The organism is Maricaulis sp. (genome assembly GCF_030149425.1).
Classification (GTDB): Bacteria; Pseudomonadota; Alphaproteobacteria; order Caulobacterales; family Maricaulaceae; genus Maricaulis.
In genome coordinates this window covers 1-18,420 of record NZ_JASBRQ010000032.1, presented here as the reverse complement: position 1 = coordinate 18,420, position 18,420 = coordinate 1, and the positions used below count along the sequence as shown (strand labels likewise).

19 protein-coding genes are annotated in these 18,420 nt (G+C 63.3%); 16 read left to right on the top strand and 3 right to left on the bottom strand.

The window, feature by feature from the left end; genetic code table 11:
- The 5 genes from Q1V57_RS04985 to Q1V57_RS04965 form a co-directional block, all read left to right on the top strand.
- The coding region (locus Q1V57_RS04985) for a biopolymer transporter ExbD (protein WP_300528179.1) at window positions 1-358 on the top strand (358 nt) is incomplete at its 5' end.
- Window positions 359-374: 16 nt separating this feature from the next.
- The gene (locus Q1V57_RS04980; RefSeq protein WP_300528177.1) at window positions 375-779 is read left to right on the top strand and encodes a biopolymer transporter ExbD; all 405 of its coding nucleotides are present in this window, start codon (window positions 375-377) and stop codon (window positions 777-779) included.
- Between the two features lie 12 nt (window positions 780-791).
- Window positions 792-1,409: an energy transducer TonB gene (locus tag Q1V57_RS04975; protein WP_300528176.1), complete on the top strand. Its 618-nt coding sequence runs from the start codon at window positions 792-794 to the stop codon at window positions 1,407-1,409.
- Between the two features lie 135 nt (window positions 1,410-1,544).
- The gene (locus tag Q1V57_RS04970) at window positions 1,545-3,059 is read left to right on the top strand and encodes a tetratricopeptide repeat protein (RefSeq protein WP_300528175.1); all 1,515 of its coding nucleotides are present in this window, start codon (window positions 1,545-1,547) and stop codon (window positions 3,057-3,059) included.
- 176 nt (window positions 3,060-3,235) lie between these two features.
- Window positions 3,236-4,681: a hypothetical protein gene (locus Q1V57_RS04965; RefSeq protein ID WP_300528174.1), complete on the top strand. Its 1,446-nt coding sequence runs from the start codon at window positions 3,236-3,238 to the stop codon at window positions 4,679-4,681.
- 6 nt (window positions 4,682-4,687) lie between these two features.
- Here Q1V57_RS04965 and Q1V57_RS04960 read toward each other — a convergent pair whose 3' ends face one another.
- The gene (locus Q1V57_RS04960; protein ID WP_300528172.1) at window positions 4,688-5,449 is read right to left on the bottom strand and encodes a class I SAM-dependent methyltransferase; all 762 of its coding nucleotides are present in this window, start codon (window positions 5,447-5,449) and stop codon (window positions 4,688-4,690) included.
- Between the two features lie 300 nt (window positions 5,450-5,749).
- Here Q1V57_RS04960 and Q1V57_RS04955 point away from each other — a divergent pair, with 300 nt between their 5' ends.
- Window positions 5,750-6,358 (top strand): TonB family protein, encoded by a 609-nt coding sequence (locus tag Q1V57_RS04955; protein ID WP_300528169.1) that lies wholly within the window; start codon window positions 5,750-5,752, stop codon window positions 6,356-6,358.
- Between the two features lie 99 nt (window positions 6,359-6,457).
- Here Q1V57_RS04955 and Q1V57_RS04950 read toward each other — a convergent pair whose 3' ends face one another.
- On the bottom strand, window positions 6,458-8,734 hold the full coding sequence (locus tag Q1V57_RS04950; protein ID WP_300528167.1) for a S9 family peptidase: 2,277 nt from the start codon (window positions 8,732-8,734) through the stop codon (window positions 6,458-6,460).
- Window positions 8,735-8,815: 81 nt separating this feature from the next.
- Window positions 8,816-10,138, bottom strand: coding sequence for an MFS transporter (locus Q1V57_RS04945; protein WP_300528166.1), 1,323 nt, complete (start codon window positions 10,136-10,138; stop codon window positions 8,816-8,818).
- A 153-nt stretch (window positions 10,139-10,291) separates the two neighbouring features.
- Here Q1V57_RS04945 and Q1V57_RS04940 point away from each other — a divergent pair, with 153 nt between their 5' ends.
- From Q1V57_RS04940 to Q1V57_RS04895, 10 genes are all read left to right on the top strand, one after another.
- Window positions 10,292-10,729, top strand: a complete 438-nt coding sequence (locus tag Q1V57_RS04940; RefSeq protein WP_300528164.1) for a DoxX family protein — start codon at window positions 10,292-10,294, stop codon at window positions 10,727-10,729.
- Window positions 10,730-11,177: 448 nt separating this feature from the next.
- On the top strand, window positions 11,178-12,263 hold the full coding sequence (locus Q1V57_RS04935) for a DUF2336 domain-containing protein (protein ID WP_300528163.1): 1,086 nt from the start codon (window positions 11,178-11,180) through the stop codon (window positions 12,261-12,263).
- Window positions 12,264-12,611: 348 nt separating this feature from the next.
- On the top strand, window positions 12,612-13,115 hold the full coding sequence (locus Q1V57_RS04930) for a Na+/H+ antiporter subunit E (protein ID WP_300528162.1): 504 nt from the start codon (window positions 12,612-12,614) through the stop codon (window positions 13,113-13,115).
- Entirely contained in the window at window positions 13,112-13,432 is a 321-nt protein-coding gene (locus tag Q1V57_RS04925) for a monovalent cation/H+ antiporter complex subunit F (protein ID WP_300528159.1), read from the top strand. The genes Q1V57_RS04930 and Q1V57_RS04925 overlap by 4 nt, the downstream gene beginning before the upstream one ends.
- Window positions 13,429-13,800, top strand: a complete 372-nt coding sequence (gene mnhG / locus Q1V57_RS04920; RefSeq protein ID WP_300528158.1) for a monovalent cation/H(+) antiporter subunit G — start codon at window positions 13,429-13,431, stop codon at window positions 13,798-13,800. Before Q1V57_RS04925 ends, mnhG begins: the two co-directional genes overlap by 4 nt.
- Complete coding sequence (locus Q1V57_RS04915) at window positions 13,797-14,366, top strand: DUF4040 domain-containing protein (protein WP_300528155.1); 570 nt, start codon at window positions 13,797-13,799, stop codon at window positions 14,364-14,366. The genes mnhG and Q1V57_RS04915 overlap by 4 nt, the downstream gene beginning before the upstream one ends.
- Window positions 14,363-14,821: a Na(+)/H(+) antiporter subunit B gene (locus Q1V57_RS04910; RefSeq protein ID WP_300528153.1), complete on the top strand. Its 459-nt coding sequence runs from the start codon at window positions 14,363-14,365 to the stop codon at window positions 14,819-14,821. Before Q1V57_RS04915 ends, Q1V57_RS04910 begins: the two co-directional genes overlap by 4 nt.
- A 3-nt stretch (window positions 14,822-14,824) precedes the next feature.
- Window positions 14,825-15,373 (top strand): cation:proton antiporter subunit C, encoded by a 549-nt coding sequence (locus Q1V57_RS04905; protein WP_300528151.1) that lies wholly within the window; start codon window positions 14,825-14,827, stop codon window positions 15,371-15,373.
- Window positions 15,373-16,893, top strand: a complete 1,521-nt coding sequence (locus tag Q1V57_RS04900) for a monovalent cation/H+ antiporter subunit D family protein (protein WP_300528182.1) — start codon at window positions 15,373-15,375, stop codon at window positions 16,891-16,893. Before Q1V57_RS04905 ends, Q1V57_RS04900 begins: the two co-directional genes overlap by 1 nt.
- Window positions 16,894-16,896: 3 nt before the next feature.
- Window positions 16,897-18,375 carry a proton-conducting transporter membrane subunit gene (locus Q1V57_RS04895; RefSeq protein ID WP_300528149.1) on the top strand — a complete coding sequence of 493 codons (1,479 nt, stop codon included), beginning with the start codon at window positions 16,897-16,899 and terminating at the stop codon, window positions 18,373-18,375.
- Window positions 18,376-18,420: the final 45 nt, after the last annotated feature.

Genomic DNA, 18,420 nt, shown 5'->3' with positions numbered 1-18,420 from the left:
GCTCGACATCGTGTTCATTCTCCTGATCTTCTTCATCGTCACCGCGACTTTCCTCTCCGAGGAAGGCATCGACATGACGCCGCCGCCGGAAAGCGACGCACCGCCGCCGCCCGACGCGCCGTCACCGATCGTGGTTCAGGTCGACCAGGATAATAATATCTTCGTCAACCGGGTCCGCACCGACGTCGATCGCGTCCTGTCCGCCGTCAACCGTTTCCGCGCTGAGAGTGCCGGCTCTGCCGTGCTGATCGAAGCCAACGACGAGGCCTCTCACGGCATCATCGTGCGGATCTGGGATGACATGAACGCCAATGGTGTCCCGGTCTCGCTGACCCGCACCGACGGCGAAGCCCAGTAGGCGGGAGGAGATAGATATGGCTAGACGTGGTAGCCGCGTATCGACGGATGACGAAGAAGTCGAACTGAACATGACGCCGATGCTGGATGTCGTCTTCATTCTTCTGATCTTCTTCATCGTCACCTCCGTCTTCATTAAGGAACCGGGCATCGACCCGATCCGTCCGGACGCTCTGACCGAGGATGATCTCAACCCGTCCATGCTGGTTGCGGTCAATTCCGAGAACGAGATCTGGATCGACCGTCGCGTTTACGAGCAAGCGGAACTGCAGCCGATCATTGAACAGCTGCTGCAGGAAAACCCGAAGGCCCGTGCGACGATCCAGGGTGATGAAGAAGCCGACATCGGTATTATTCTCGACGTGCAGGATCTGCTGCTCGAGAATGGTGTCGAAGTCTCGATCTCGACGCTGCAGGAATAGGGAGGAGACAGTATGGGTACTCTTGGACGCCTGCTTGTCGGTGGCCCGATCGCAGCCTTCGTGACGATCGCGCTCTTCGTGATCATGTATAACCTGATCATCCCGGACGAAGTGGAACTGGGTGAAGAGAGCGACGCGCTTCGCATCTCGATCAATGACGAGGTCGCAGAGGTGGAAGCCCGCCGCCGTGACACGACGATCGACGATGTGGATCAGGTCGATCCGCCGCCCCCGCCGCCGCAGATTGAACGTCAGGCTGCCGAGCAGCCGACCGAAGGTCTCGACACCATCGTGGGTCAGATCCCGGAATTCGACGCGCCGCAGCTGGCCAGCGACAGTGTAAGCTTCTCGGTCTCTGACCGTGACGCCCAGCCGCTGGTCCGGATCGAGCCGCAATACCCGCCCCGTGCCGCTGAACGCGGTGTGGAAGGGACCTGCGCGGTTCGCTTCGATGTGACGCCGGACGGGACGCCGACCAATGTCCAGATCCTGACTTGCTCGAGCTCGATGTTCGAACGGGCCTCGATCCGGGCGGTTGAACGCTGGCGCTATAATCCGAAGATTGAAGACGGTATTCCGGTCGCCCGCCGTGGCGTGGAAACCCAGTTCAACTTCCAGCTGGCGGACTAAAGTGTGAGGGGCGGGAATGGCCTGGTCATTCCCGCCCAATATTCCGGCGATGCCGGATCGGGTCCGAGACGGACCTGAGACGGGGCAGCTAGTGAAACCGGTCCGGGGAGCGGGGCCGGTATGAAGGAGCCAACGATGATCCGTTTTAACGGTTTCCATCTGACCAGACTGACGCAAGGCGTTGCGGCCCTCGTGCTCGCAGTGACCATGGCGGGCATCTGGGTTGCCGATGCCGATGCGCAGCGCCGCAACCGGCAGAGCGACGAAGAACGCGAACAGAATGCGGAAGACCGGGTCTTCACCGCCGCGATCGGCGAGATCGTGCTTGAAGCCCAGAACCTGCAGAGCGAGGAGCAGTTCGCTCAATCCATTACCACGCTGAACCGCGCCCTGAGCCGGTCCGGCATCAACCAGTACGAACGCGCCATCTCTCTGCAGCTGCGCGGCCGTGCCCAGTACGAGCTGGAAAATGTGCAGGGGGCGATCTCTGACTGGGAAGCCTCGATTGCAACCGGTGCTCTTTTGACCGAGGAAATCGTCGGTCTGCGCATCAATATCGGCCAGCTCTACATCACCGAAGGCCAGTACACCGAGGGCATCAACACCCTTGAGGCTGCGGTCCGCGATGGCGGTCCCGACGTGATGAACTCCCGTCTCGCGAAAATGCTGGCCCAGGCTTATGCCCAGGCTGAGCGTTATGAAGGCGGCCTGCGCTGGGCAGAAACCTTCTGGGAACTGCACCCGGTGAATGAACGCACCCGCGGCGATTATTCCCTGATGCTGTTCTACTACCAGCAGCTCGACAATATTCCGCGCCAGATGGAAATCGTCGAAGCGATGGTTGCCCGCTGGCCGGACGAGAAGCGCAACTGGACGTCCTACACTTCGCTGTTGGCGCAGACGGAACGCGAGGAAGATGCGTTCGAAGCGAACAAGATTATGTATATCAACGGCATGCTCACTGAGAGTGCCGAGATTGTTCGCCTCGCCCAGTATTACTCCTTCTATGAGTATCCTTATCGCGGTGCGTCCATCCTTGAGCGTGAGCTCAATGCCGGTCGCGTCGAGCGCAACCAGTCCAACCTGAACCTGCTGTCCAATATGTGGCGCCAGGCGCGTGAGTGGGAGCGGGCTGTCCCGGTCCTGCGCCAGTTGGCACAGCTGACCAATTCGGGCGATGATTACGTCAAGCTCGCCGAGGCGCTGTATCAGGAAAACCAGCTGGCTGAAGCCGAAACCGCCTTCGAACAGGCCCTGAACCGTGGCGGCATCAACCGTCCGGGCAATGTCTGGACGCTGCTCGGTACGGTGCGTTACGAGCTCGGCCGCCGCCAGTCGGCGATCGCTGCCTTCACCGAAGGTGCACGCTTCCCGTATTCGCGCACCACGGCCAATGGCTGGGCCACCTTCATCCGCGAGGAAATCAACGCTGAGCAACAGCGCGTGGTGATCCGTCGCCGCATCGCTCGCGATGAGTGCGGCTTCACCGTGACCGACCTCGTCAATGGTGCCCGCCTGTTCGGCGATGTCGATGAAAACGGCAATGTCTTCATCGAGGTTCCCGAGCGCTGCCAGGAGTTCTTCAACTCCCGTGGCGAGCCGATCAACCAGGTCGCAGCCGCGGCTGGCGAAGACGGCGATAACGGCTGATCCGTCAGACGGTTCCTTCAAGATCAACGCCCCGGTGTTTCACCGGGGCGTTTTTCTTTGCCCCAATGTCGCCGCGCCATCGCCACACCCGCGCCCCGACCTGACGGCAGCCTTACCGCTTCATGACGGCATGCACCGGGGCTGGGGAGTTCGCGTCATGATTTGGGGAGGTGCATATGCGGGGACAGATGATCCGCACCGGCCTGGCCGGATTCGCGAGCGCGCTGGCGCTCATGTCTTTCACACCCATGGCCGCGGCCGATATCCAGCCGGAGGCCGAGCGGTCAGCGCGCGGTGCGGTTATATCGGCCCGTATCGGTGACCGGCTGGTGCGCTATATGGAGGCTGAGGCCGAGCAGCGATGGTCGGAAGCCCTGTCCGGCTATGACGCCCTGATGCGCGATGAGAGGCTGAGCGATTTTGAGCGCGCCACCGTGCTCGAACTGCGCGGCCGAGCCCGCTACCAGCTGGAACGCCCGCGCGCGGCCGCGGCCGATTGGCAGGCGGCGATCGAGATCGGCATTCTCGCCCGCGAGCGGGCCAATCTCCTGCGCATCAATGCCGGGCAGATCCTGCTGGCGGAAGGCGAGTACCAGGCCGGTATCTTCCTGATTGAGACGGCGCTAGCGCTGGGCGCCGCCCTGACCGGGGACATCGCCTTCCGCCTCGCCCAGGGCTATGGCCAGCTTGGCGATTATGCGTCGGGGCTGGATTATGCCCGGCGCGCTTTCGCCCTCGCTGCGCCGGCCCAGCGGCGGCATTATTCGCTGCTCCTGTTCTACTACCAGTCCCTCGACATGATGCCGGAGCAGCTCGAGCTGATCGAGCAGATGGTCGCGCAATGGCCGCAGGAGAAGCAATACTGGAGCAGCTGGGCGACGCTGCTGGCGCGCATGGACCGCAGCCGCGAGGCCTTCGACGTCAATGCCGTGATGTATACCAACGGGCTGCTCAGCGAGCCGGCGGAGCTGATCCGGCTGGCGGAGTATTATGCCTATTTCGACTATCCCTATCGCGGGGCAATGATCCTGCAGCGCGAGATCAATGCCGGGCGTATCGAGGCCAATCCGCGGCATTATCGCATGCTGGCACGGTTATTCCGCCAGGCGCGTGAATGGGAGGCGGCCTTGCCGGTCCTGCGCCGGGTCGCGACCCTGACGGGCCGGGGCCAGGATTATGCGGTCCTGGGCGAGGCGCTCTACCAGTCCGGTCAGTTCCGCGACGCCGAAGCCATGTTCGTCCAGGCGCTGCGCCGCGGCGAGCTGGACCGGCCTGGTGATATCCATGCCTTCCTCGGCAATGCCCGCGTCGAGCTTGATGATTACGAGAACGCCGCTAAAGCTTTCACCGAAGCGCTCGATTGGGAATATTCGCGTGCAGCGGCCCAGGGCTGGCTCGATTTCATCGCCCGGCGGCGGGAAATTCTAGATAATGCTGAACGCCAGGCCCACCGCGTGGAAATCCAGCGCTGCGGCAATTGGGTCGAGGATGAGCGCCGCTCCATCCCCACCCATGACGACCGCTTCGACACGCTCGGCCGGCGCCTGTTCAACCTGCCGGACGGCTGCACCACCTATTTCAACAGCTATGGCGAACTCTGGCCTCGCTGGGAGGAGGTCTAGGCTGGATTATCCGCCCGGCGTCCGGGCCAGGTAGAAGCCGTAGCCATACTGGTGGTGATGGGCGGTGAAATGGGCGATCTCGGCCTGTTCCATCTCGATCACCGCCTGGGCGGCCTCGCTGTTCTGGTGACGTTTGAGGAAGGCCGGGACGCGCGCTTGGGTCGGGGCATAATATTCATCCAGCCAGGCGGAGGCCGGCAGGGGGAAATAGCCCACCGGCAGGTAGCCCGCCGCTTCGAGTTGGCCCATTTTGGCCGAGGCCGTGGCGACCCCCGGATATTGCTCGCTCCAATAGGCCTCCAGCGCCGGCGGGCGCTCGGCGGTGAACCAGCTCAGCTCGGACACGGCGAGCAGGCCGCCCGGCCGCAGGAAGCGCTGCCAGGCGCGGATGCCAGCCTCAAAGCCCATATTGTAGATCGCACCTTCCGACCAGATCACGTCGAACCGCCCCGCATCAAAGGGCAGATCATCCATTGAGGCCTGCACGGTGGTGATCTGATCGCCCAGACCGGCGGCCTCTGCGCGCGCGGAGAGCTGGTCCAGGAAATCGGGGAAGAGGTCGACCGCGGTGACCTGGGCGCCGAGATCGCCGGCCAGTATGAGGCTGGCGGCTCCGGTGCCACAGCCGATATCGGCAATCTTCAGCCCGCTGTCGGCACTGAGCCCGCCCAGCGCCATGGCTTTGCGGGTGATCGCGTCGGAGCCGGGGCCCTGGCGCTTGCCCTCCCGGTGCAGATCAACCAGCAGGGCCAGAATGTTCTCATCCATCACCGTATCTCCTCGTCCCGGCATGCTTGGGGCGGCACTCTAGCGTTCTGATTGTTTCGCGCCAGAAACAAGCGGCATTAAATCACCTTTGAAGCGTCACATTTGCCCGCAATCCCGGCACGTTTTGGCCGCTTCGCCCTGGCTTTATGAGCATGCGGCGCGGTGCTGAGTTGTAGTGCTGCGTCGCTTCCGCCCAAGCGGGACCGAGGGGTCGGCTCCGGGGATCGGGCGGAAGTTGTTGTACGAGGGCATGTCCCGGTCGGGCCATGACGGCATCTGCCCCGTGGGGAGGTAGAAACCGTGACAGCATATCTGCGCACACCTTTAGTCTTACCCGCCGCGGCGATTATCACCGTGGCGCTTTTCCTGTTGATGCGATCCCTGATCGATATCGGCCCGGTGCCGCTGATCGAGACCGATGAGCGCGTGCCGGTCGAGATGAATGTCGAGGTCGATCCGGTTGAACCGCGAACCGGGCGCGAATTCGAGATCGTCGACCCGGTTGATCCACCGCCGCCGGTCGAAACCTCAGAGGTCGACCGGGCTGTGCCGGACCCGGTCAGCCCGGCGGAAAATTTCACCACGCCGCCGATCGATGATCCGGTGCTGGAGGAGTTCAGTGGCCGCATCCCGGTTGATGGCGATCCGACACCGACCGTACGCGTCAGCCCGGTCTATCCGACGGTTCTGGCGGATCGTGGTGTTGAGGGGCAATGCACCATGATGTTCGACATCATGCCCAATGGCCGTACCTCCAATGTCCGCGCCCTTGATTGCACCAATCGCGGTTTTGAGCGGGCCTCGATCCGGGCCGTGCAGAACTGGCGCTATGACCCGCAGGTCCGCAATGGCGAGCCGGTCATCTATCGCGGCGCCACGACGCAGCTGATCTACGAATTGGGGGACTAGGCCGGACCGGACAGCCCGGTTCTGGGTCTTTGTGGTCTTGCCAGGCCGGGCGGCCCGCTGCGTTTCGCTGACGCAGCGGGCCAATCCGCTTTGCTTGGCTTATTCGCCGGCTTCCGCCGCGATCGCCTCGACCTCGGCGTCGGCGAGGCCGACCACCATCAGGGCGAAGGCCCAGTTGAGGGCGGTTTCGCGCAGGCTGTCGAAACGGCCCGATGCACCGCCATGACCGGCACCCATATTCATCTTCAACAGGGTGAGCCCGTCGTCCGAGCGGCGCTCGCGCATGCGGGCGACATATTTGGTCGGTTCCCAATAGGTCACGCGCGGATCGGTCAGACCGCCCGTGGCCAGGATGTGGGGATAATCGGTCTCCACGATCTGGTCATAGGGGCTGTAGGCGATCATGGTCTGGTAATCCTCGGCGCTTTCCAGCGGATTACCCCATTCCGGCCATTCCGGCGGGGTCAGCGGCAGCTCGGCGTCGGACATGGTGTTGATCACGTCGACAAAGGGCACGGCCGCGATAATACCGGCGAACAGGTCCGGCTGCAGATTGGCTGCAGCACCGACAAGCAGGCCACCAGCGGATCCGCCATAGCCGACAATATTGCCGCGCGAGGTATAGCCCTCGGCCGCAAGCGCTTCACCGGCTGAGACGAAGTCGCGGAAGGTGTTGATCTTCTTGTCCAGCTTGCCGTCGAGATACCATTGATAGCCTCGTGCCATGCCGCCGCGGATATGGGCGACCGCATAGACCATGCCGCGATCCACCAGCGAGAGCGGGGTGACGCGGAAAGAGGCCGGGATGGTGATGCCGTAGGAGCCATAGCCATACAGCAACAGCGGAGCGGAGCCGTCGATCGGGGTGTCGCGGTGATGCAGGATGGTCACCGGGATCTGCGCCCCGTCATGACCTTCCGCCATGATACGGCGCACGACATAGTCTTCCGGATCATGCCCGGAGGGCACTTCCTGGGTCTTGCGCAGCACGCGATCGCGGGTGCGCATGTCATAATCGAAGGTCTGTTCCGGCGTGGACGGGCTCTCATAGGAGAAGCGCAGCCGGTCGACGGAGAATTCATAGCCCGAAGACATGCCCAGCGAATAGGCTTCCTCGTCAAAGGCGATCTCGTGCTCCTCGCCGGTGGCGTATTCATGCACGACAATGCGCGGCAGGGCGTTCTCGCGCTCCATGCGCACCAGCCAGTCCTCGAAACCGGCAACACCATTGACCAGTGTACCCGGGCGGTGCGGCACGAAGTCTTCCCAGTTGTCCCGGCCAGGCGCATCGATCGGGGCGGAGACAATCTTGAAGTCGACCGCGCCATCCACATTGGTGCGGAAGTAGAAGCGCTCATTCGAGGCCGTCAGGTAATACTCGACACCCTCTTCGCGGGCGGCCACCAGGACCGGTTCGGCATTGGGGTCATTGGCGTCCAGCAGGCGCAGCTCGTTGGAGGTGTGGCCGCCGGCATTGATGGTGACATAGCGATCATTGTCGGATGAGCCGACGCCGACGAAGAAGCCGGCATCCTCTTCCTCATAGATCAGCTCGGAGGCACCGCCGCCGCGGCTCTGGCGATAGACCCGCTTGGAGCGGCCGTTTTCATCGCGCCAGACCCAGTACAGCGTGGCGCTGTCATTGGCCCAGACAAAGTCGCCCGTGCTCTCGTCCGTCAGGGTGGCGATGACGTCACCGGTGGCGATCTCGCGGATCATGATCTCGTAGTATTCCGACCCGCGCGTATCGATCGCATAGGCGACGAACTGGTGGTCCGGGCTGTGCGAGAGATTGCCGAAATCGAGATACTCGAAATCGGCCGCCTCGGCGTCGCCGTCGATGAGGATCTCTTCTTCGCCGATGGCCTCACCGGTTTCCGGATCGATCGGGCGGCGCGAGAAGATCGGATACTGGCCGCCTTCGCGATAGCGGCTGAAATACTCATAGGCGCCGTCCCGGCTCGGGACCGAGGTGTCGTCTTCCTTGATGCGGCCGCGGATCTCCTGGAAAATCCGTTCCTGCAGGGCCGTGGTCGGCTCCATGACCGTGTCGAGATAGGCGTTCTCGGCATCGAGCAGATCGCGGATATCGCTGTCGAGTACGGAGGTGTCACGCATCACCTCCTGCCAGTTCTCATCCTTGATCCACTGGTATTCGTCGACGCGGGTAAAGCCGACCTGCTCGATCGTCACCGGGCGTTGTTCGGCAACCGGGGCTTCAAGCCCCTGGGCGCGCTCGATCAGGGCCGATGTAATGGTGCCCGGGTTGGTATCCGGTGTGGTGTCCATGGAAGTCTCCTGGCTGCACCCGACGATGACCGTGGCCGCAAGGCCCAGCCCCATCAGGGTCAGCTTGGTTCGATGTCTGTTGTGCATGACCTAATGTTCCCCGTAACAATTCTGGCGAGCGATGGGACAGGGTTTCACGGGCAATGTCCAGCGCGCAAAGATGACGCATTAGTCAGCTTCGTCACTGGTTTTCTCATGCGCCGAGGAGGGCGGGCTGTGTTTGATCGCGACCGGCTGGGCGCGGCGCACGGTCAGGATGGGTGTGGCGAGGGAAATCAGCACCAGGACGACGCCGAGACCGATCATCGGGATCAGCGCGGCGGTGCGTGCGCCAATGGCGCCGACGACCGGACCCATCAGCAAGATGCCGGCCGGCATGCCGCCGAACAGGCCGAGCTGGTAGACCGACATGACCCGGGCGAGCTTGTCCGGCGGGGCTTGTTCCTGCACCACCGAGCGCGACAGCGAAATGGCCACGCCGGCGCCCAGACCCCAGGCAAAGACGAGCCCGTAGAGCGACCAGAAGGGCAGGGGCGCGGCAAAGGCCCCGACGGCAAGTACCGTGACGCCCTGGGCCATGATCAGCGCCCGGCCGGGGCGTTCGATATGGCCGAACTTGACCAGCATGACATTGGCCACGAAAGCGCCCATCCAGAACGTCACCATCAGGCTGGAGAGCTCGGCATAACCACCGCCATAGGCGTCGCGGATCAGGATCGGGATGAGAACGAGGAAAGCGCCGCCGACGATGAAAATGCCGATCGCGATCATGATCGCCGTCATCGGCATCAGCACCGGCGAATGCAGCACGGCCTTCAGCCCGTCGCCGAGATCCTGCAGCGGGTGGGCGGTGGACTTGGTGCGCTTGGAGCCCAGGCGCGGCAGGAAGGCTGCGGCAAGACCACCGGTCAGCAGGCCGACGCCCATCATGGCAAAGAGCACGCCCGGCCCGGTCATGGCAGCGAAATAGCCCGCCGCCATACCGGCGATCTGGGCTCCGAACTGGACCGCCGAGGCCATCACCACGGCGCGCTGCAGCTCGATCCCGCCATGCCGGGTGCGCGCGGAGATGCGCACGATCGGATTGATCGCACTATCGCGCGCCGGCATGACAAACCCGCCGGCCACGCCAACCAGCAGGGCGAAGATGACCAGCATCATGTAGTCGAGCCGGTCCGACAGCAGCAGCCAGGCCAGGGCAAGGGCGCAGATGCCGGCGAAAATGTAGAAATAGAACATGATGCCGCGCCGGTCCTTGCGCTCGGCAAGAACGCCAGCGGCGGGCAGCAAGAGCGCCATCGGCGCGGTCAGGGCGGCCTGGGCAAAGCTCAAACGCTCCGGGCTTTCCATCAGGGTGAAGGTGATGACGCCGGGAAACACCGTGGTCTGCAGGCCAAAGCCGAAAAACCATCCCGCCACTAGGATGAGATAGGCGCCGAACGGCGGCAGGCGCAGCTTGCGATTGCCTGCAAGGGGTCGGAAAAGCGGCAAGGAACGGATCCGGTGGCAGTTTTCAACTCACGAAACGCCGAAAACTCGTGATCGAGCGTGATTGGCGTTGCGTCCTGTCTAGCAACATGTAGGGCTTTAGCAAATTCGCGCTGTGCAGCGACGCAGCGCCGGTATGAGAGGGAGACAAGTGAGATGAAAATCATCCGTATGGGCGGCGGCGTTCTGCTGGCCGCATTCATGGTGTTCATGGGCAGCCAGAAATTCGGCGCCGACAACCCGATTTTCGCGCGTATTGCCGAACGCTCCGGCATTGAGCTGTTCGAACCGGTCGTGCGCATGGCGACCGGTGTCGGCGAACTGGTGGCGGCCGTCCTGATCCTGCTGGCCCTGTTCATGGGCCTGTTCCGCGGTCTGGGCGCCCTGCTGTCGACCGGCATTATCGGCGGCGCCATCCTCTTCCACCTCTCCCCCTGGCTGGGCATCAGCGCCCCGGTCGGCGTCGACGCCAATGGCGAGCTGATCGAGGAGGCCATGCTGTTCTACATGGCCGTGGTCTTCTTCGTGATCTCTGCAGCGCTGACCTGGTTGGATCGCGAGGAGCTGATGAAGCTACTGCCGGGGAAGGGGTAGAGGGCTGAACGCTCCCACCCTTTGTCATCCCTGACAGAGGCCCCGCGCAAGCGGGGCGCAGATCAGGGACCTCGATGAATCTGGCTGGGTCCCGGATCTACGCCCGGATCCCCCGCTTCCGCGAGGGCAGGCAAGTCCGGGCCTTCGTCCGGGATGACAAGATTTGTAGCGCTTCTCCTCGCCCCTGATCGGCGAGGTCCCGCGCAGCGGGGGAGTGGGTGACGCGGTAAAGCCGCTACTCATACCTAACGCTGCCGCCGAAAGCCTTTGCAGCGCCTGCGGCGCGCACCCACTCCGTCTTGCGGCTGCGCCGCAATCCACCTCGCCCATCAAGGGCGAGGAGGGTGGTGGTGCCCCCCCAATACCGCGCATTCCCCCATTCAAACCCACGCTTTCTTAACTCCGGCGCGCCAGTCTGGGCGGGAATTTGCCGCAGGATGAGCCGTTTATGGCGCAGATTGAACCCATGGACCTGGACCAGCCGGCGCCGCCGCGGGCGCGGGATGTGCTGGCGCGGCGGTTGGCGGATATTGTCGGTCTGCCCTCCAGCCGGCTGACGCCGCGTGAGCGCTGGATCGTCGCCGATCTGCTGCATGATCTCCTGCGTGCCAGTGATGAAACCCTGCGTCAGCGTGTGGCCCAGCGTCTGTCGACGCTGAACGAGGCGCCGCATCGGCTTTTGCGCATGCTGGCCACAGACCGCTTCGAAGTGGCCCGGCCGATCCTCGAGGACTGTCAGGCGCTGACCGATTTCGACATGCTTGAGATCGTCCAGACCGGCACCATCCAGCACCGCACGCTGGTCGCCCGGCGCGAGGATGTCTCCGAGACCGTCGCGGCCGCCCTGGCGGCTTATGGTGAGCCGGAAGTGGTCGAGCGCCTGCTCAAGAACAAGACCGCCATCCTGGCCGCGCCGACCGTCGATCACCTCGTGGGCATGGCGCTGGATAATGCGCGTTTTGCCCCCTTGCTGATCCGGCGCGAGGAGTTGCGCCCGGCCCAGGCCTTTCGCCTGTTCTGGGGCTGTGATGGCACCGACCGCCGCGCCATTCTCGACCGTTTCGCGGTGGACCGCACGATCCTGATCGATGCCTCCGAGGATATTTTCCCGATGGCCCAGGCGGAAGGCTGGTCCGACCCGCTGGTCGGCCGCATCCTGCGTTATATCGACCGGCGTCAGCGCAATCGCGAAGCCATTGCGATGAGCCCCTTTGTCAGCCTGGAGCAGGCCATGGAGGCGCTGCGCCGTGAAGGCGTGCGGCGCGAACTTGTCAGCGAGATTGCCACCCTGTCGGGAATTGATGACCGGCTGATGACCCGCATGTTCGATGATCTCGCCGGAGAACCGCTGGCCGTCTTGTGCAAGGCGACCGGTCTGAAATGGGAAAACTTCCAGGCCGGCTGGGCCGGGCTCGGGCGCTCGGAAGGGCCGATCATGGACCAGGCCCGGCACGTCTATGACATGCTCTCGGTGGAAAAAGCCCAGACGGTTCTGCGCTACTGGAATCTCTCGCACGAGGCTGACCGCGACTAGGCCGCGGCCCGGTCGGGTGATTTTGCCGGGCTTTTCCACGTCTTCCTCAGGGCGCGCAAGGGCCGCCGGATATCGACCGGAGCTATGCCCCGCGTACTGGCTGGGCCCGGCGGAAAACCGGAGCATTGCTGAGGATGGTCAGGAATACTTACCGGATCAGGGGATTGGGTGACCTCTGTGAGCGCCCGGAAAGGCTGTCCCAGCAGCAAACGGCGCGGGGCTGAAGGCCCGCTTGCGCCAATATCCCTAGGTTTTTGAAGGCTGCTAAAGGCACACCGCTGATCTGGTCAAGCCGTTGCCGCTTGGTTAAAACCGCGAGTCTAAGCGTTTACGCGCGGGGATACATCCATGGTCTATGGTCTTGGCCTGACTGCCGTCCTGGTCGTCTTGTGGCTGGTTCTTTCTGGTTCCTACACCCTGTCTGGCGATCACTCGATCCTGCTCGTCATGACGGTGGTCTCTCTGGCAGCGACGGTCGGCCTGGCCGTCCGCATGCGCATTCTCGACCGCGAGACGGTGCCGCTGGCGCCCTTGCTGCCGCTACTGACGTATTGGAGCTGGCTGGGACGGGAAATCGTGGCGGCCAACATTGCCGTCATCCGTTTGATAATGAAGCCCGACGTCGATATCGAGCCGCGCCTGGTGCGCGTACCGGTCGATCTGCGTTCGGGGCTGGCGCGCTGCGTCTTCGCCAATTCGATCACGCTGACACCGGGTACGGTGACAGTGGATATCGAAAACGACGGCTTCCTGGTCCACGCGCTGGATAATTCCTTCACCGCGCCGGAAGGCTTTGCGGAAATGGCCTTGCGGACGGACGTGGCGTCCGACGGCAAGCGCGAGGAGGCATGATGGATACGCTCAACTTTATTGTCGCGCTGGGCATGGCCGGCGCGATGGCGATCATGCTGGCGCGCCTGTTCGCCGGCCCGACGCTGTATGACCGCGTGCTCGCGGCCAACTCTTTCGGGACCAAGACGGTGTTGTTCCTGCTCGTCTTCTCGGCCATTGCCGGACGCCAGGACGCGATCGATATCGCGCTGCTCTACGCCCTGATCAATTTCGTCGCCACCATCGCGATCCTGAAATTCTTCCGCTACCGCTCGCTCGAGATCGCCCTGGCGCAAATGTCGCTGCGCCGCGCGGTGGAAGGGGAGTTCGACGAATGAACTGGGTCGAGATTGGACAAAATCTTCTCTTCGCCCTCAGTGTCGGCTCGCTGACGCTGGGCCTGATGCTGGTGCTGGCCGGCGCCATCGGCGTCATCCGCATGCCGGATTTCTACACCCGCCTGCACGCGGCCGGTGTCACCGATACGCTCGGTGCCGAGCTGATCATTTTCGGTCTCATCCTGCAGTCCGGGGACTGGCAGACGATGGCCAAGCTGGCCCTGGTCGGCCTGTTGCTCTTCCTGACCAGCCCGACCGCCACCCATGCCGTTGCCAATGCCGCCCACCGGGCCGGACAGAAGCCGGACCTGGCTCATTTCCGCCCCAAGCATCCGCGTGAGCTGCAAGACCCGGAGGCCAAGGCATGAGCGGCGCCGATCTGACGCAATTTCTCGACTACACCCTGATCGCCATGCTGCTGGCGGTCGGTTTTGCCATTGTCCGGCTGCGCAACCTGTTCGCCGTGGTGATGCTGACCGGCGTGTATTCGCTGCTCTCGGCGGCCTGGTTTGTATCGCTCGACGCGGTCGATGTGGCCTTTACCGAAGCCGCTGTCGGCGCCGGTATCTCCACCGTTCTGATGCTCGGCGCCATGTTGCTGACCGCCCGCGAGGCCGAGGCGCCCGGGCGCGGCCGTCACCTCGCCGCCATGCTCGTGGTCACGGTGGCCGGCATGGCCCTGTTCTTCGCCATTCCGGACATGCCGGTTTATGGCGCGGCGGACTCGCCGGCCAATTCCTATGTCGGCGCCTCCTATCTTGAGCGCACCCCGAACGAGATCGAGATCCCCAATGTCGTGACCGCCGTGCTGGCCAGCTATCGCGGCTATGACACGTTCGGCGAAGTGGTGGTGATCTTCACTGCGGCGCTCGGCGTCATCCTGCTTCTGGGCTTCAATACCGGCGGCGCACGCCGCAGGGAGGACGAGGAATGAGCCCGCATATCATCCTGCGCGTCGTCTCCAAGCTGTTGATCCCGATGATCGTGATCTTCGGCTTCTATGTTCAGTTCCATGGCGATTTTGGTCCGGGCGGCGGCTTCCAGGCCGGTGTCATCATCGCCGTGGCCGTGATCCTCTACGCCCTGATTTTCGGCATCGACGAAGCCAAGAAGGCCGTGCCGCCGAAACTCGTGCAGTGGGGATCCGCTGCCGGCGTGCTGCTTTATGCCGCCGTGGGTCTGGCGACCCTGGTCATGCCGTTTGCCGGCGAGGCCGTGAACTTCCTTGATTATGACGCCCTGCATCCCGATCAGAGCCATCATGCCGGGCAGCATTACGGCATTCTCCTGGTCGAGCTCGGTGTCCTCATCACCGTGACCTCGGTCATGCTGGCGATTTTCTATGCCTTTGCCGGACGGGTTCCGGATATTCCGGACGAGGAGTGGTAAGTCATGCTCGAGACCATCCTCGAACGTTTCAACTATATTCCGATCATCATCCTGATGATGACCGGGCTCTATGTGGTGATTGCCACGGGCAATCTGATCAAGCGCCTGGTCGGCCTGTCGCTGTTCCAGACCTCGGTCTTCCTGCTCTACATCACCATCGGCAAGGTCTTTGGCGGCCAGCCGCCCATCCTGGAAAGCGCTCATCACGGCGAGGATGACGGCTATGGTTCCGCTGGCGGCTATGGCGCTGAAGCGGCGACCGGCTATGCCGGAGCCGGTGAAGCGGAACATGCCGAAGAGGCCGCGCATAACGGTTATGAAGCGGCGGCGTCGCATGGCGAAGGCTATGGCGACAGCGCGCATCACGCGGCCGAAGTGCTCTATTCCAACCCTTTGCCGCACGTCCTGATCCTGACCGCGATCGTCGTCGGCGTCGCCACGCTTGCCGTGGGCCTGGCGCTGGTTGTCCGCATCCGCGAGGCCTATGGCACGATCGAGGATGATGCCTTGAATGCGGCGGATTATTCCCGCGAAACGGGGAGCAGCGAGTGATGGAATTTCTCGCCAATGCATTGCCGGCGGGGCTGATGGCCCATGCGCCGGCCCTGGTGGTCGTCGTACCGCTGATTGCCGCCGCGATTGCCGCTTTCATGCCCAATGGCAAGGCCGGCTGGGCTGTTGCCATGGTCACGGCGACGATTGTCGCGGTTTTCTCGTTGGCGCTTCTCGGCGCGGTCGCGGGCGAGGGGGTGATCTCCTACGCCATGGGCGGCTGGGCGCCGCCGGCCGGTATTGAATACCGGATCGATGCGCTCAACGTGGCCGTCCTGCTCCTGGTCGGCATTCTCGGCTTCCTGTGCGTGATCTATGCCCTGCCGAGCGTGGCGGACGAGATCGCTGAGGACAAGCAGGGCCTGTTCTACTCGGCCTTCCTGGTCTGTTTTGCCGGTCTTCTCGGCGTGACGATCACGGGCGATGCCTTCAACGTCTTCGTCTTCCTCGAGATCTCCTCGCTGTCGACCTACACGATTATCGCCATGGGCGCGGGCAAGGACCGCCGGGCGCTGACGGCGGCCTATAACTACCTGATCCTGGGGACGATCGGCGCGACCTTCTTCGTCATCGGTGTCGGCTTCCTCTACATGGCGACCGGTTCGCTCAATATGGCCGATATCGCCCGTATCCTGGCGGAAAATGGCCATGACCGTGTGACCCAGGCGGCCTTCGCCTTCATCATTGTCGGTCTCGGCCTCAAGGCGGCGATGTTCCCGCTGCATATGTGGCTTCCCAATGCCTATGCCTTTGCCCCGAACTTCGTCACCGCCTTCCTGGCCTCGACAGCGACCAAGGTGGCCTTTTACGCCCTGGCGCGCTTCCTGTTCTCGGTCTTCCATCCTGACGTGGCCTTTGTCGATCTGTCGCTGACCTGGGTGTTCGCGGTCGCCGGTGTGATCGCCATGTTCATGGCCTCGGCCCAGGCGATCTTCCAGACCGATGCGCGGCGTTTGCTGGCCTATTCCTCGGTGGCGCAGGTTGGTTACATGATGCTCGGCCTCGGCATGGGGACGGTGCTCGGCCTGCAGGCCGGCATGCTGCACCTGATCAACCATGCCCTGATGAAGGGCGCGCTGTTCATGGCGCTCGGCGCCTTCGCGCTGAAATTCGGTGTCCGCGAGATCAAGGACCTGGCCGGTCTCGGCCGGACCATGCCGATCTCGGCCACGGCCTTCACCATTGCCGGCCTGTCGCTGGTCGGTGTGCCGCTGACCATCGGTTTTGACAGTAAGTGGTATCTCATCATCGCCGCCCTGGATCGCGGCTGGTGGTGGGCTGTGGCCGCGCTGATCCTCTCCTCGCTGCTGGCGCTGATCTATATCGGCCGGTTGTTGATGGTGGTGTGGACGGAAACCGCGCCGAGCCATCGCGGTGAGCAGGTCAAGCGCACCCATGCGCCGGTCATGATGCTGATCCCGATGGGCGTTCTGGCCTTCGCCAATCTGTATTTCTTCCTCGACGCTTCCTTCCTGGTCAATCTGACCGAGGCAGCGGCGAATGCGGTCATGGGGGACTAGATCATGTGGTCGCCTGAAGTCTCTCTCGCCCTGGCGCTGGCCATTCCGTCGATCGGCGGCGTGTTCGTGGCGTTGCTGGGCAATAAACCCAATCTGCGCGAAGCCGCGACGCTGATCTCGGCTGTGCTGCTGGCGGTCAATGTCGCCTATCTGGTCGAGATCGCTCCGAGCAATCCGACCCTGGTGCTGGCCGATATCGCGCCGGGCCTGCAGCTCTCCTTCACCCTGGAACCGCTGGGCGCGATCTTCGCGGCAGTGGCGTCGGGGCTGTGGATCGTCAATTCGCTCTATTCCATCGGCTATATGCGCGGAAACAAGGAGACGCATCAGACGCGTTTCTATGTCTGTTTCTGCATCGCCATTGCCTCGGCCATGGGCGTGGCGCTGTCGGGCAATCTGTTGACCATGTTCCTCTTCTACGAGGTGCTGACGCTGTCGACCTATCCGCTGGTGACGCATAAGGGCGATGACAACGCCAAGCGCGGCGGCACGATCTACCTGTCCATCCTGATGGGCACGTCGGTCGGTCTCTTGCTGCCCGCCGTGATCGCCACGCATTACCTGGCCGGGTCGACCGATTTCGTCATTGGCGGCCTTCTCGCCCTCAACGACGTGCAGCCGATGATTGCCGGTATCCTGCTGGTGATGTTCGCCTTCGGTATCGGCAAGGCCGCCTTGATGCCGATCCACCCCTGGCTGCCCAATGCCATGGTCGCACCGACCCCGGTTTCCGCCCTCCTGCACGCGGTGGCGGTGGTGAAAGCCGGCGTTTTCTCCATCCTCAAGGTCGGCACCTATATCTTTGGTCCGGCCCTGATCCAGGCGGCCCCGTCCTCGGACGCCCTGGCCTGGATCGCTGCGATCTCCATCGTGCTGGCCTCCGTGGTGGCAATCACCAAGGATAATCTCAAGGCCCGGCTGGCTTTCTCGACCGTGTCCCAGCTCTCCTATGTGACGCTGGGCGTGATGCTGGCTTCGCCGCTCGCCATGCTCGGCGGGGCGCTGCAGATCGTCATGCACGCCTGGGGCAAGATCACGCTCTTCATGAGCGCCGGTGCGATCTACACCGCGACCAAGAAGACCGAGATCTCGCAAATGCGCGGTCTGGGCAAATACATGCCCTGGCTGTTCGGCGCCTATACCATCGGTGCGCTGTCGATCATCGGCCTGCCGCCGCTGGGCGGGTCCTGGCCCAAGCTCTTCCTGATGCAGGGCGCCTGGGATGCCGGGCATGCGATCATGATTGTCGCCCTGGTGGCCTCGTCCATTCTCAACGTGGCCTACCTCCTGCCGCTGTCAGCGCGCGCCTTCTTCTCCCCTGCAGAAGAAGCCGGGCTGAAGAAACAGCCGCCGGCCCTGGTCATCATTCCGCCGGTCATCACGGCCGCCGGCGTCATCATCCTCTTCTTCCTGATCGGCCCGCTGCGTGACTATCTGCAGCCGGTCTTCATGCCGGTCGAGATTTCCGGGAGCGCCCAATGAGCGATCCAAGCAAGGACAAGTCCGACGAGCTGATCCACCCGGTGG

What these genes read in the sequence shown, in the direction of transcription:
- Q1V57_RS04940 (WP_300528164.1), top strand. Translation starts at nt 10,292, where the DNA reads ATGAAAATCATCCGTATGGGCGGCGGCGTTCTGCTGGCCGCATTCATG.
- Q1V57_RS04895 (WP_300528149.1), top strand. Translation starts at nt 16,897, where the DNA reads ATGTGGTCGCCTGAAGTCTCTCTCGCCCTGGCGCTGGCCATTCCGTCG.
- Q1V57_RS04930 (WP_300528162.1), top strand. Translation starts at nt 12,612, where the DNA reads ATGGTCTATGGTCTTGGCCTGACTGCCGTCCTGGTCGTCTTGTGGCTG.
- mnhG (WP_300528158.1), top strand. Translation starts at nt 13,429, where the DNA reads ATGAACTGGGTCGAGATTGGACAAAATCTTCTCTTCGCCCTCAGTGTC.
- Q1V57_RS04910 (WP_300528153.1), top strand. Translation starts at nt 14,363, where the DNA reads ATGAGCCCGCATATCATCCTGCGCGTCGTCTCCAAGCTGTTGATCCCG.
- Q1V57_RS04960 (WP_300528172.1), bottom strand. Translation starts at nt 5,449, where the DNA reads ATGGATGAGAACATTCTGGCCCTGCTGGTTGATCTGCACCGGGAGGGC.
- Q1V57_RS04980 (WP_300528177.1), top strand. Translation starts at nt 375, where the DNA reads ATGGCTAGACGTGGTAGCCGCGTATCGACGGATGACGAAGAAGTCGAA.
- Q1V57_RS04935 (WP_300528163.1), top strand. Translation starts at nt 11,178, where the DNA reads ATGGCGCAGATTGAACCCATGGACCTGGACCAGCCGGCGCCGCCGCGG.
- Q1V57_RS04975 (WP_300528176.1), top strand. Translation starts at nt 792, where the DNA reads ATGGGTACTCTTGGACGCCTGCTTGTCGGTGGCCCGATCGCAGCCTTC.
- Q1V57_RS04925 (WP_300528159.1), top strand. Translation starts at nt 13,112, where the DNA reads ATGATGGATACGCTCAACTTTATTGTCGCGCTGGGCATGGCCGGCGCG.
- Q1V57_RS04965 (WP_300528174.1), top strand. Translation starts at nt 3,236, where the DNA reads ATGCGGGGACAGATGATCCGCACCGGCCTGGCCGGATTCGCGAGCGCG.
- Q1V57_RS04915 (WP_300528155.1), top strand. Translation starts at nt 13,797, where the DNA reads ATGAGCGGCGCCGATCTGACGCAATTTCTCGACTACACCCTGATCGCC.
- Q1V57_RS04970 (WP_300528175.1), top strand. Translation starts at nt 1,545, where the DNA reads ATGATCCGTTTTAACGGTTTCCATCTGACCAGACTGACGCAAGGCGTT.
- Q1V57_RS04950 (WP_300528167.1), bottom strand. Translation starts at nt 8,734, where the DNA reads ATGCACAACAGACATCGAACCAAGCTGACCCTGATGGGGCTGGGCCTT.
- Q1V57_RS04900 (WP_300528182.1), top strand. Translation starts at nt 15,373, where the DNA reads ATGGAATTTCTCGCCAATGCATTGCCGGCGGGGCTGATGGCCCATGCG.
- Q1V57_RS04905 (WP_300528151.1), top strand. Translation starts at nt 14,825, where the DNA reads ATGCTCGAGACCATCCTCGAACGTTTCAACTATATTCCGATCATCATC.